The organism is Citrobacter freundii complex sp. CFNIH2 (assembly GCF_002880615.1).
GTDB lineage: Bacteria > Pseudomonadota > Gammaproteobacteria > Enterobacterales > Enterobacteriaceae > Citrobacter_A > Citrobacter_A amalonaticus_F.
Genome location: NZ_CP025757.1, coordinates 3,337,121 through 3,350,102 on the forward strand (window position 1 = coordinate 3,337,121; position 12,982 = coordinate 3,350,102).

General features: G+C 56.6%; 13 protein-coding genes and 1 tRNA gene. 12 read left to right on the forward strand and 2 right to left on the reverse strand.

Features of this window, described 5'->3' with window-relative positions:
* Positions 1-33: 33 nt before the first annotated feature.
* From WM46_RS16255 to ureG, 8 genes are all read left to right on the forward strand, one after another.
* Entirely contained in the window at positions 34-1,497 is a 1,464-nt protein-coding gene (locus WM46_RS16255) for an anion permease (protein ID WP_042998189.1), read from the forward strand.
* Between the two features lie 123 nt (positions 1,498-1,620).
* The gene (locus WM46_RS16260) at positions 1,621-2,445 is read left to right on the forward strand and encodes an urease accessory protein UreD (RefSeq protein WP_262360502.1); all 825 of its coding nucleotides are present in this window, start codon (positions 1,621-1,623) and stop codon (positions 2,443-2,445) included.
* A gap of 9 nt (positions 2,446-2,454) precedes the next feature.
* Entirely contained in the window at positions 2,455-2,757 is a 303-nt protein-coding gene (locus tag WM46_RS16265) for an urease subunit gamma (protein ID WP_061076260.1), read from the forward strand.
* A gap of 9 nt (positions 2,758-2,766) precedes the next feature.
* Positions 2,767-3,087, forward strand: a complete 321-nt coding sequence (locus WM46_RS16270) for an urease subunit beta (protein ID WP_102602825.1) — start codon at positions 2,767-2,769, stop codon at positions 3,085-3,087.
* Positions 3,080-4,783: an urease subunit alpha gene (ureC, locus tag WM46_RS16275; RefSeq protein WP_102602826.1), complete on the forward strand. Its 1,704-nt coding sequence runs from the start codon at positions 3,080-3,082 to the stop codon at positions 4,781-4,783. Before WM46_RS16270 ends, ureC begins: the two co-directional genes overlap by 8 nt.
* A gap of 9 nt (positions 4,784-4,792) precedes the next feature.
* Positions 4,793-5,251, forward strand: a complete 459-nt coding sequence (gene ureE / locus WM46_RS16280) for an urease accessory protein UreE (protein ID WP_102602827.1) — start codon at positions 4,793-4,795, stop codon at positions 5,249-5,251.
* A complete protein-coding gene (locus WM46_RS16285; RefSeq protein WP_102602828.1) occupies positions 5,251-5,925 on the forward strand; it encodes an urease accessory protein UreF in 675 nt (224 codons plus the stop codon). The genes ureE and WM46_RS16285 overlap by 1 nt, the downstream gene beginning before the upstream one ends.
* A 9-nt stretch (positions 5,926-5,934) precedes the next feature.
* Positions 5,935-6,552, forward strand: a complete 618-nt coding sequence (gene ureG, locus WM46_RS16290; protein ID WP_102602829.1) for an urease accessory protein UreG — start codon at positions 5,935-5,937, stop codon at positions 6,550-6,552.
* Between the two features lie 123 nt (positions 6,553-6,675).
* Here ureG and tsaD read toward each other — a convergent pair whose 3' ends face one another.
* Positions 6,676-7,689, reverse strand: a complete 1,014-nt coding sequence (gene tsaD / locus WM46_RS16295) for a tRNA (adenosine(37)-N6)-threonylcarbamoyltransferase complex transferase subunit TsaD (RefSeq protein WP_102602830.1) — start codon at positions 7,687-7,689, stop codon at positions 6,676-6,678.
* A gap of 227 nt (positions 7,690-7,916) precedes the next feature.
* Between tsaD and rpsU the strand changes: the two genes are divergently transcribed.
* The 3 genes from rpsU to rpoD all read left to right on the forward strand — a co-directional run bounded on the left by rpsU (position 7,917) and on the right by rpoD (position 12,196).
* On the forward strand, positions 7,917-8,132 hold the full coding sequence (gene rpsU / locus WM46_RS16300; RefSeq protein ID WP_001144069.1) for a 30S ribosomal protein S21: 216 nt from the start codon (positions 7,917-7,919) through the stop codon (positions 8,130-8,132).
* 240 nt (positions 8,133-8,372) lie between these two features.
* A complete protein-coding gene (gene dnaG / locus WM46_RS16305; protein WP_102602831.1) occupies positions 8,373-10,118 on the forward strand; it encodes a DNA primase in 1,746 nt (581 codons plus the stop codon).
* Positions 10,119-10,351: 233 nt separating this feature from the next.
* Positions 10,352-12,196, forward strand: a complete 1,845-nt coding sequence (gene rpoD, locus WM46_RS16310) for an RNA polymerase sigma factor RpoD (RefSeq protein WP_061076252.1) — start codon at positions 10,352-10,354, stop codon at positions 12,194-12,196.
* A gap of 46 nt (positions 12,197-12,242) precedes the next feature.
* On the opposite strand, the gene mug is transcribed toward rpoD, so the two are convergent.
* Positions 12,243-12,749: a G/U mismatch-specific DNA glycosylase gene (gene mug / locus WM46_RS16315; RefSeq protein WP_061076251.1), complete on the reverse strand. Its 507-nt coding sequence runs from the start codon at positions 12,747-12,749 to the stop codon at positions 12,243-12,245.
* Between the two features lie 126 nt (positions 12,750-12,875).
* On the opposite strand from mug, the gene WM46_RS16320 reads away from it, so the two are divergent.
* Positions 12,876-12,951, forward strand: a tRNA-Ile gene (locus tag WM46_RS16320).
* Positions 12,952-12,982: the final 31 nt, after the last annotated feature.

The following is a 12,982-nucleotide window of genomic DNA, read 5'->3' on the forward strand; positions in this document are numbered from 1 at the left end:
CTGTGCCTCTCCCTCTTTCGCAGGGATACGACAATGGCACCTTTATCTGGTTGGTGGCGATATCTGGCTCCGCTGGTGGTCATCGCCATTATTGCTGTTTTGCCCGTCCCCACCGGTCTTGAGAGCCACACCTGGCTCTACTTTGCGGTCTTTACCGGCGTCATCGTGGGACTCATTCTGGAACCGGTACCCGGCGCAGTCGTGGCGATGATTGGGATATCGATTATCGCGGTTCTCTCGCCGTGGCTTTTGTTCAGCCCCGAACAACTCGCCCAGGACGGATTCAAATTTACCTCCAAAGCGCTCTCGTGGGCGGTTTCTGGTTTTTCTAACTCGGTGATCTGGCTGATTTTCGCCGCTTTTATGTTTGGCACCGGCTATGAAAAAACCGGCCTCGGTCGGCGTATCGCGCTGATGCTGGTAAAAAAAATGGGGCACCGCACGCTGTTTCTCGGCTATGCGGTGATGTTCTCCGAGCTGATCCTCGCTCCCGTTACACCGTCTAACTCCGCACGCGGCGCAGGGATCATCTACCCAATTATCCGCAACCTGCCACCGCTCTATAACTCAAAACCCAACGATCCCAGCGCCCGTTCCATTGGTTCTTACATTATGTGGATGGGGATCACCGCCGACTGCGTGACCAGCGCCATTTTCCTGACGGCAATGGCGCCGAACCTGCTGCTGATTGGCCTGATGAAGACCGCATCCCATACGGCGCTGAGCTGGGGCGACTGGTTCTTAGGCATGCTGCCGCTGAGCATTTTGCTGGTTCTGTTGGTGCCGTGGCTCGCCTATGTGCTGTATCCGCCCGTGCTGAAGTCGGGCGATCAGGTGCCACGCTGGGCGGAATCGGAACTCAAGGAGATGGGGCCGCTCTGTTCGCGTGAGAAAAAAATGCTGGTGCTGATGGTAGGCGCCCTGGTGTTGTGGATCTTCGGTGGGGACTACATCGACGCCGCCATGGTCGGCTATAGCGTCGTCGCTCTGATGCTGGTGCTGCGCATCATCTCCTGGGATGACATCGTCAGTAATAAATCGGCGTGGAACGTCTTCTTCTGGCTGGCCTCGCTTATCACCCTCGCAACCGGACTGAACAACACTGGCTTTATCACCTGGTTTGGCAAGCTGCTGGCCAGCGGATTGAGCGGCTACTCACCGGTGATGGTGATGATCGCGCTGATCGTGGTGTTCTGGCTGTTGCGTTACTTTTTTGCCAGCGCAACGGCCTACACTTCCGCGCTGGCACCGATGATGATCGCTGCCGCGCTGGCGATGCCGGAAATTCCATTACCGGTATTCTGCCTGATGGTCGGTGCGGCTATTGGTCTGGGCAGCATTCTCACCCCGTATGCGACCGGACCAAGCCCTATCTACTATGGCAGCGGTTATCTGCCGACCGTCGATTACTGGCGGCTGGGGGCAATTTTCGGCCTGATTTTCCTGGTGCTGCTGCTGGCGACCGGGCTTATCTGGATGCCTCTCGTTTTGCTTTAACCCCGTTGGGGCGGCAGGGCTGTCGCCCCTTTTTTCCATAAGCGTCTCATATGACCGTTTTCCCGCCGCGCTGAGGCATACTTTTTGCTATGCAAACACCCTCACGCTGAGAAGGGAAACGCTCTGGAAACCGTTGCGCACAAGACACCGACACGGGGCTGGCAGGCCGAACTCGACCTGCGGTTTAGCCATACCGCGCACAAAACGGTGCTCACCCGCGCACGCCACGTCGGTCCCCTGACGGTTCAACGGCCGTTTTATCCGCAAGACGATGTTTGCCACCTCTATTTACTCCATCCGCCCGGTGGAATTGTCGGCGGCGATGAGCTTCAAATTTCCGTCACGCTGGACGAAAACAGTCACGTATTAATCACCATGCCCGGCGCGGGTAAGTTTTATCGTAGCGCAGGCCCGCAGGCGCGCCTGCATCAGACGTTCACGCTGGCCCCAAACGCGACGCTGGAATGGCTGCCGCAGGATACGATCCTGTTCCCCGGCGCTAACGCCAGCCTCCGCTCCGTATTTCATCTCACCGCGGAAAGCCGCCTGCTGGGCTGGGATCTGCTCTGCCTCGGGCGACCGGTCATGCAAGAGATGTTCAGCCACGGCACGCTGCATAACCGTCTGGAGATCTGGCGCGAGGGGCAGCCGCTGCTCATTGAACGCCTGACGCTGAGGGATGGGGATCTCTCAGCCATCGCCAACCAGCCATGGTGCGGCACCCTGCTCTGCTATCCGGCCACGGAACAGATGCTCGACGGTGCACGGGAACGTCTGGCTCCGCTCGGTGATTACGCCGGGGCAACGCTCGTCGACTCACTGCTGACGGTTCGTTTTCTGGCTGACGACAACCTGATTATTCAGCGCGTCATGCGCGACATCTGGCAGTTTTTACGCCCGCTGTTAACCCAAAAGCCACCGCACCTGCCGCGCATCTGGCAAACCTGAGAGACGCTTATGGAACTGACCCCCAGAGAAAAAGACAAACTGTTGCTCTTTACCGCCGCGCTGGTCGCAGAACGCCGACTGGCGCGTGGCCTGAAACTGAACTATCCGGAATCCGTGGCGCTCATCAGCGCCTTTATCATGGAAGGCGCGCGCGACGGTAAAAGCGTTGCCTCGCTGATGGAAGAGGGCCGCCACGTTCTGAACCGTGAGCAGGTGATGGAAGGCGTTCCGGAAATGATCCCGGACATCCAGGTGGAAGCGACTTTTCCGGACGGTTCGAAGCTGGTCACCGTCCACAGTCCGATCGTCTAAGGAGACCCTATGATTCCAGGTGAGTACCGGATCGCAGCGGGAAACATTGCGATCAATGCAGGGCGCGAAACGCGCACGATCGTGGTGGAAAACCATGGCGATCGCCCCATTCAGGTGGGGTCGCACTACCACTTTTACGAGGTCAACCCGGCGCTCCGCTTTTCCCGCGAATCTGCGCGGGGTTTTCGGCTGAATATTCCGGCGGGCACCGCGGTACGTTTTGAACCGGGCCAAAAGCGAGAAATCGAACTGGTTCGCGTGGCGGGCGCACAGCGTATTTTTGGCTTTCGCGGCGACGTCATGGGTGCGCTGGAGGTGAAGCATGGCTGAGATTTCCCGGCAGGCTTACGCCGACATGTTCGGCCCGACCACCGGCGATAAAGTGCGTCTGGCGGACACGGATCTGTGGATCGAAGTGGAACACGACTTCACTACCTACGGCGAAGAGGTGAAATTCGGCGGCGGCAAAGTGATCCGCGATGGCATGGGCCAGGGACAGATGCCGTCTCAGGAATGCGTGGATCTGGTGATCACCAACGCGCTGATCGTCGATCACTGGGGGATCGTCAAAGCGGACATCGGCATTAAAGACGGCAGGATCTTCGCCATTGGCAAAGCCGGGAATCCGGATATTCAGCCGGACGTGACGATCCCGATCGGCGTCGCCACCGAAGCGATCGCCGGTGAAGGCAAGATCGTCACTGCTGGCGGCGTGGATACTCATATTCACTGGATCTGTCCGCAACAGGCGGAAGAAGCGCTGGTCTCCGGCGTGACGACAATGATTGGCGGCGGCACCGGACCGGCTGCCGGCACCAACGCCACCACCTGCACGCCGGGGCCGTGGTACATCGCCCGGATGCTACAGGCGGCGGATACACTGCCCGTCAATATCGGCCTGCTGGGTAAAGGCAATGGCTCCCACCCCGATGCGCTGCGCGAGCAGGTTGCCGCCGGTGCCATTGGCCTGAAAATCCACGAAGACTGGGGCGCGACGCCTGCGGCTATCGACTGTGCGCTAACCGTGGCCGATGAGATGGACATTCAGGTGGCGCTGCACAGCGATACTCTGAACGAGTCAGGCTTTGTCGAAGATACGCTGGCGGCGATTGGCGATCGCACCATCCACACCTTTCACACTGAAGGGGCTGGCGGCGGACATGCGCCGGATATCATCACCGCCTGTGCACATGCCAATATTCTCCCCTCCTCCACCAACCCGACGCTGCCTTATACCGTCAATACCATTGATGAACATCTCGACATGCTGATGGTCTGCCACCATCTGGACCCGGATATCGCCGAGGATGTCGCCTTTGCCGAATCACGGATCCGTCGGGAGACCATCGCCGCCGAAGATGTGTTACACGATATTGGCGCGTTTTCTCTGACCTCATCGGATTCACAGGCGATGGGGCGCGTGGGGGAAGTGATCCTGCGCACCTGGCAGGTGGCGCACCGGATGAAGGTCCAGCGCGGTCCGTTAGCCGAGGAGACGGGTGAAAACGATAATCTGCGCGTGAAGCGCTATATCGCCAAGTACACCATTAATCCGGCGCTGACCCACGGTATTGCTCACGAAGTCGGTTCCATTGAAGCCGGAAAGCTGGCGGATCTGGTGCTCTGGTCACCGGCCTTTTTCGGCGTGAAGCCTGCAACGATCGTGAAAGGCGGCATGATCGCCTGCGCGCCGATGGGAGACATTAATGCCTCCATCCCCACGCCGCAGCCAGTACATTACCGCATGATGTTTGGCGCGCTCGGCGCGGCGCGTCACCATTCCCGGCTGACCTTTCTGTCGCAGGCGGCGATGGCAAACGGCATCGCACAGCAGCTCAATTTGCAAAGCCAAACCGCCGTGGTGAAAGGCTGCCGGACGGTGAAAAAAGCCGACATGATCCACAACAGCCTGCAACCGACTATCACCGTGGATGCCCAGACCTACGAGGTTCGTATTGACGGTGAACTCATTACCAGCGAACCCGCCGATGTTCTGCCGATGGCGCAACGTTACTTTTTATTTTGAGGAGCCGAGATGCTGTTATTGACGCAACGCGTTGACACCCCAGCGCACATCACCGCCACGCTGACGCTGCCGATTGATATCCGCGTGAAGAGCCGGGCGAAAGTACAGCTCAATGACGGGCGCGAGGCGGGGCTGATGCTGCCCCGTGGTCTGCTGCTGCGCGGCGGTGATTGCCTGAGCACGGAGGATGGCGCGGAAGTGGTGGAAATCATCGCCGCCAGCGAAGCGGTATCGGTGGTGCGTTGCGCCGATCCGTTCCTGCTCGCGAAAGCCTGTTACCACCTCGGCAACCGTCACGTCCCGCTACAAATTTTGCCGGACGAACTGCGCTATCACCACGATCACGTTCTGGACACGATGCTGCGCCAGTTCAGGCTAGAGGTGACGTTTGCCCATCTGCCGTTTGAACCCGAGGCCGGGGCGTATGCCGGTGAATCCCACGGCCATCACCACAGCCATGCGCACTGATGCGTGACGCACAACAGCAGTTGCGTCTGCTGCAACTCGCCAGCAGCAGCCTGCCGGTGGGCTCGTTTACCTGGTCCCAGGGGCTGGAGTGGGCGGTAGAAACCGGCTGGGTGGACAGCGTGGACGCCTTCGAATGCTGGCAAATCCGGCAGATGGAAAATAACGTTTTCACCGTTGATCTGCCGCTGTTTGCCCGTTTGTATCACGCCTGTGAACAGGATGATATTGACGCCGCACGCCGCTGGACCGCGTATCTGCTGGCCTGCCGGGAAACCCGCGAGCTGCGGGAAGAAGAGCGTAGCCGGGGTGTAGCGTTCACCCGACTGGTGGTCGACTGGCAGCCAGAGTGCCCGCAGCAATGGCGCACACGCTTTGCCGACAGTCAGCTCTGCGGTATGGCCTGGCTGGGCGTACAGTGGCGTATTCCGCTGCATGACCTGGCGTTAACGCTCGGCTACAGCTGGATCGAGAGCGCCGTGATGGCCGGAGTTAAGCTGGTGCCGTTTGGTCAACAGGCCGCGCAACGGCTGATTATTTCACTTTGCGCACAGTACGCCAAAGGCATGACGCAAGCGCTGGCGTGTCCGGACGACCGTCTGGGTTCCGCCACGCCGCTGGCAGCCATCGCCTCTGCACGCCATGAAACCCAATATTGCCGTTTATTTCGCTCCTGAGGAGAGACAATGAGTGAGTACAAACATCCCCTGCGCGTTGGCGTAGGCGGCCCGGTCGGTTCCGGTAAAACTGCCCTGCTGGAAGCGTTATGCAAAGCGATGCGCGACCGCTGGCAACTGGCGGTGGTCACCAACGATATCTACACCAAAGAAGATCAGCGGATTCTCACCGAAGCGGGCGCACTGGCGCCGGAACGTATTGTCGGTGTAGAAACCGGCGGCTGTCCGCATACCGCCATCCGCGAAGACGCCTCGATGAATCTGTCGGCGGTGGAAGCATTAAGCGAAAAATTCGGCAATCTGGATCTGATCTTTGTCGAGAGCGGCGGCGACAATCTGAGCGCCACCTTCAGCCCGGAGCTGGCGGATCTGACGATCTATGTGATCGACGTCGCCGAAGGGGAAAAGATCCCGCGTAAAGGCGGACCGGGGATCACCAAATCGGATTTCCTGGTGATCAACAAAACCGATCTCGCTCCCTATGTCGGCGCGTCGCTGGAGGTGATGGAACGCGATACGTTGCGCATGCGCGGCGAACGCCCGTGGACGTTTACCAATTTGAAATCGGGTGACGGTCTGGCGACGATTATTGCATTTCTGGAAGACAGAGGAATGTTGCGGGTATAATGCGGTGTATTGCCGGGTGGCGGCTTCGCCCGACCCGGCCTACGGTCTTGTCGATCCGGTAAACGCAGAGAATAGATTCGTAGGCCCGGTAAGCGTAGCGCCACCGGGCAGGACAAACAACATCTAAGCAGCAGGCAGTTCCGCCAATGGCCAACGTGGACGCACGGTCACGCCGAGATCCGCCGTAGCGCCCGCTTTAAAGCGCACCATACCGGCATAGGCAATCATCGCCCCGTTATCGGTGCAAAATTCCGGACGGGCATAAAATACTTCGCCACGGCGTTTTTGCATCATCTCCGCCAGCTTCGCTCGCAGCGTGCGGTTGGCGCTGACGCCGCCCGCCATCACCAGGCGCTTAAAGCCGGTCTGATCCAGCGCGCGTTTACACTTGATCATCAACGTATCCACCACCGCGTCTTCAAACGCCCGGGCGATATCAGCACGGGTTTGCTCATCGTCGCCGTTATTGCGGATCGTATTCGCCGCAAAGGTTTTCAGTCCGGAGAAGCTGAAATCCAGCCCCGGACGATCGGTCATGGGCCGCGGGAAAACAAAACGTCCGGCGGTGCCCTGCGACGCCATTTTCGACAGCATCGGACCGCCAGGATAGTCAAGCCCCAGCAGTTTTGCGGTTTTATCGAACGCTTCACCGGCGGCGTCATCAATCGATTCACCCAGCAGTGCATACTGTCCGACGCCAGTCACGCTGATAAGCTGGGTATGCCCCCCCGACACCAACAGCGCCACAAAGGGGAATTCCGGCGGATTATCTTCCAGCATTGGCGCCAGCAGATGTCCTTCCATGTGGTGTACAGGGATCGCGGGCACATTCCACGCAAACGCCAGAGAACGACCGACGGTTGCGCCAACCAGCAGCGCGCCAACCAGACCCGGTCCTGCGGTATACGCCACCGCATCAATCTCTTTTGCACTCAGTCCCGCCTCTTTCAGCGCCGCCTGGATCAACGGCACCGTTTTGCGAACATGATCGCGGGAGGCCAGTTCAGGCACGACTCCGCCGTAGTCAGCATGTAATTTCACCTGACTATACAATTGGTTGGCTAACAGACCTTTTTCGTCGTCGTAAATGGCGATGCCGGTTTCATCGCAGGATGTTTCAATTCCCAGTACACGCATGACTTGTTTCTACCTCACTTTATTACCGCGCAGTGTAGGTCGAATGCGGGTAGATGTATACCCTCACTCCCGATTTCGTGTATACTCTCCCCCCTTATAAAAGTCCCTTTCAAAATCGCATCGGTGCTTTACAAAGCAGCAGCAATTGCAGTAAAATTCCGCACCATTTTGAAATAAGCTGGCGCTGATGCCAGCGGCAAACCGAATTTATTAAAGGTGAGAGTTACATGCCGGTAATTAAAGTACGTGAAAACGAGCCGTTCGACGTAGCACTGCGTCGCTTCAAGCGTTCCTGCGAGAAAGCAGGCGTTCTGGCGGAAGTTCGTCGTCGTGAGTTCTATGAAAAACCGACTACCGAACGTAAGCGCGCTAAAGCTTCTGCTGTGAAACGTCACGCGAAGAAACTGGCTCGCGAAAACGCACGCCGCACTCGTCTGTACTAATCTCTGTCGAGGGCTGAGGCTCTCGATTCAGACCGAGTTGTAGTTGTAAGGCCGTGCTTCCGAAAGGAATGCGCGGCTTATTTTCGTTTATATACGTCGTCATTCAAGCTGCCTCTGCGTTGGCTGCGCTCGTTCACCTCAGTCACGTACTGATGTACGCTCCTGAGGATTCGCTCTCTTGCCGCCTTGATGCAACCTGAATGATTTTGTGTATATGAGTCATAAAAATAAACGGGGCATATGGCTGGACGAATCCCACGCGTATTTATCAATGACCTGCTGGCACGAACCGACATCGTCGATCTCATCGACGCGCGGGTAAAGCTGAAAAAGCAGGGCAAGAATTATCACGCGTGCTGTCCGTTCCATAACGAAAAAACCCCCTCTTTCACCGTAAACGGCGAAAAACAGTTTTATCACTGCTTCGGATGCGGCGCGCACGGCAACGTCATCGACTTCCTGATGAACTACGACAAGCTCGAGTTCGTGGAAACCGTCGAAGAACTGGCGGCCATGCATAATCTTGACGTCCCGTTTGAAGCAGGCACAGGCCCCAGCCAGATAGAGCGCCATCAACGGCAAAGCCTTTATCAACTGATGGATGGCCTGAACACGTTTTATCAGCAATCTCTGATGCAACCCGCCGCTACCCCTGCGCGCCAGTATCTGGAAAAGCGAGGACTCAGTAGTGAAGTGATCGCGCGTTTTGCTATTGGCTTTGCGCCCCCCGGTTGGGACAACGTCCTGAAACGGTTTGGCGGCAATAGCGAAAATCGCCAGTCGCTGGTGGATGCGGGCATGTTGGTCACCAACGATCAGGGACGCAGTTACGATCGTTTCCGCGAACGGGTGATGTTCCCCATCCGCGACAAGCGTGGCCGGGTGATAGGTTTTGGTGGTCGTGTGCTGGGTGATGCCCTGCCGAAGTACCTTAACTCCCCGGAAACCGATATTTTCCATAAGGGTCGCCAGCTGTATGGCCTTTATGAAGCGCAGCAGGATGACGCCGATCCGCAACGTCTGTTAGTGGTGGAAGGCTATATGGATGTGGTGGCGCTGGCGCAGTATGGCATTAACTATGCCGTGGCTTCGTTGGGCACTTCAACCACCGCCGATCATATTCAGCTTCTGTTCCGCGCCACGAACAACGTCATTTGCTGTTATGACGGTGACCGGGCCGGACGAGACGCCGCCTGGCGCGCACTGGAAACCGCGCTGCCGTACATGACGGATGGTCGTCAGCTACGCTTTATGTTTTTACCTGATGGCGAAGACCCCGATACGCTGGTGCGTAAAGAGGGGAAAGAGGCATTCGAAGCCCGGATGGAGCAGGCCCTGCCGCTCTCCGCGTTTTTGTTTAATAGCCTGCTGCCGCAGGTGGACCTGAGCACCCCGGACGGACGTGCGCAGTTGAGTACGCTGGCGCTGCCGCTCATCACACAGGTACCGGGTGAAACGTTGCGCATTTATCTGCGCCAGGAATTGGGCAACAAGCTTGGCATTCTGGATGACAGCCAACTTGAACGATTAATGCCAAAATTGTCCGAAAGTGGGGCTTCCCGACCCGCTCCGCAGCTAAAACGCACGACCATGCGTATACTGATAGGACTGCTGGTGCAAAATCCGGAACTGGCGCCGATGGTGCCGCCACTAAGTGGTCTGGATCAGAATAAACTGCCCGGACTTGGCTTATTCGCTGAACTGGTCAACACTTGTTTGTCCCAGCCCGGACTCACTACCGGACAACTTTTAGAACACTATCGTGGCACAAATGATGCGGCCACCCTTGAAAAACTGTCGATGTGGGACGATATAGCAGATAAGGATATTGCTGAAAAAACCTTCACCGACTCACTCAACCATATGTTTGATTCGATGCTTGAGCTGCGCCAGGAAGAGCTAATCGCCCGCGAGCGCACACACGGTTTAAGCAGCGAAGAACGCCGGGAACTCTGGACGTTGAATCAGGAACTGGCGAAGAAATAATTGAAACAGACAAAATCATTCGAGTTGTATCAAGGCAGCAAGAGAACGCCGCTAACACAGAGACAACTTGAAGGATGAAGTATTTAACGGCTTAAGTGCCGAATAGCGATCGGGAAGCCCCCGACAGCCGCACTGAGAGGCAGCGGCACAAATATAAGTACGCCCTCGCTTTAAATGTTGGCAGCAACGGCTTGCTGACGCTAATCAAACGAATTAAGTGTGGATACCGTCTTATGGAGCAAAACCCGCAGTCACAGCTGAAGCTTCTTGTCACCCGTGGTAAGGAGCAAGGCTATCTGACCTATGCCGAGGTCAATGACCATCTGCCGGAAGATATCGTCGATTCAGATCAGATTGAAGATATCATCCAAATGATCAACGACATGGGTATTCAGGTGATGGAAGAAGCACCGGATGCCGATGATCTGCTGCTTGCTGAAAACACCACCAGTACCGACGAAGACGCGGAAGAAGCGGCTGCGCAAGTTCTGTCCAGCGTAGAGTCTGAAATCGGTCGTACCACTGACCCGGTTCGCATGTACATGCGTGAAATGGGTACCGTTGAACTGTTGACCCGCGAAGGCGAAATCGATATTGCGAAACGCATCGAAGACGGGATCAACCAGGTTCAGTGCTCCGTGGCTGAATATCCGGAAGCCATTACCTATCTGCTTGAGCAGTACGATCGCGTTGAGGCTGAAGAAGCCCGTCTGTCCGATCTGATCACCGGTTTTGTCGATCCGAACGCGGAAGAAGATATGGCCCCTACCGCCACTCATGTCGGCTCTGAGTTATCTCAGGAAGACATGGATGACGATGAGGACGAAGACGAAGAAGAAGACGACGACAGCAGCGATGACGACAACAGCATCGACCCTGAGCTGGCGCGCGAGAAGTTCGGTGAACTGCGTACGCAGTACGAAGTCACGCGTGACACCATCAAAGCGAAAGGTCGTAGCCACGCCGATGCCCAGGCTGAGATCCTGAAGCTGTCTGAAGTATTCAAGCAGTTCCGTCTGGTACCGAAGCAGTTCGACTACCTCGTGAACAGCATGCGCGTCATGATGGACAGGGTTCGTACCCAGGAACGTCTGATCATGAAGCTCTGCGTTGAGCAGTGCAAAATGCCGAAGAAGAACTTCATCACCCTGTTCACCGGCAACGAGACCAGCGAAACCTGGTTCAACGCGGCTATCGCGATGAACAAACCGTGGTCCGAAAAACTGCACGATGTGGCCGATGACGTTCACCGTGGCCTGCAGAAGCTGCAACAGATCGAAGAAGAGACCGGCCTGACTATCGAACAGGTCAAAGACATCAACCGTCGCATGTCCATCGGCGAAGCGAAAGCGCGTCGTGCGAAGAAAGAGATGGTTGAAGCCAACTTACGTCTGGTTATCTCTATCGCCAAGAAATACACCAACCGTGGTCTGCAGTTCCTGGATCTGATTCAGGAAGGCAACATCGGTCTGATGAAAGCGGTCGATAAGTTCGAATACCGTCGTGGTTACAAGTTCTCCACCTACGCCACCTGGTGGATCCGTCAGGCGATCACCCGCTCTATCGCGGATCAGGCGCGCACCATCCGTATTCCGGTGCATATGATTGAGACGATCAACAAACTCAACCGTATCTCTCGCCAGATGCTGCAAGAGATGGGTCGCGAACCGACGCCGGAAGAACTGGCTGAACGCATGCTGATGCCGGAAGACAAGATCCGTAAAGTGCTGAAGATCGCCAAAGAGCCGATCTCCATGGAAACCCCGATCGGTGACGATGAAGATTCGCATCTGGGGGATTTCATCGAGGATACCACCCTCGAGCTGCCGCTGGATTCTGCGACCACCGAAAGCCTGCGTGCGGCAACGCACGACGTGCTGGCCGGTTTGACCGCTCGTGAAGCGAAAGTCCTGCGTATGCGTTTCGGTATCGATATGAACACCGACCACACGCTGGAAGAAGTGGGTAAACAGTTCGACGTTACCCGCGAACGTATCCGTCAGATCGAAGCGAAGGCGCTGCGTAAACTGCGTCACCCGAGCCGTTCTGAAGTCCTGCGTAGCTTCCTGGACGATTAATCCCGTCGCATAAACTGCAAACGCCACCTTCCCGGTGGCGTTTTTTTTACATTCCGCGCACGATCAGCGCCTCATCCAGTTCCCTGAAGGCTTCCACCAGTTTATCCAGGGTAATACGGCTCAATCCGCTGGTATTCGGCAATACCCACACCTGCGTTGCGCCAATCGTTATACTCTGCTTTCCCCACTGTACGCCGCGCTGGCTGAAGCCTTGTTCAAACGCCTGCTTACCCAGAATCGCCAGGGCATGCGGTTGGTACTGCTCAATCTTAGCAATCAGGCTACGTCCACCATCGTGCAACTCCTTACGCGAGACTTCATTAGCCTGCACCGTCGGTCTGTCGACCAGTTTGGTCACGCCACAGCGAAAATCCAGCAGGTGCTCTGCCTCTTCCGGTTTGAGCTGGCGATCGGTAAAACCAGCCTGATGGATCACCTTCCAGAAACGGTTTGCCGGATGCGCAAACGGAAACCCCGTCCCGGCAGAAGAGAGCCCCGGATTGATGCCGCAGAACACGACCCGCAACCCCGGCGCTAAAATGTCCTTAACCATGATGACTCCACTACATAACATCGTAGGGAAAAGTATAACGGATTGAAAATACGTTGTTTAATAAAACAGCATACGTACGGTTATGGCTGGATTGCGCGCAGGAGTTACTTTATAATTCACCGCCACGGCCCCTTAGCTCAGTGGTTAGAGCAGGCGACTCATAATCGCTTGGTCGCTGGTTCAAGTCCAGCAGGGGCCACCAAATTCAATGAGTTACACTCGCGCAGCAATAC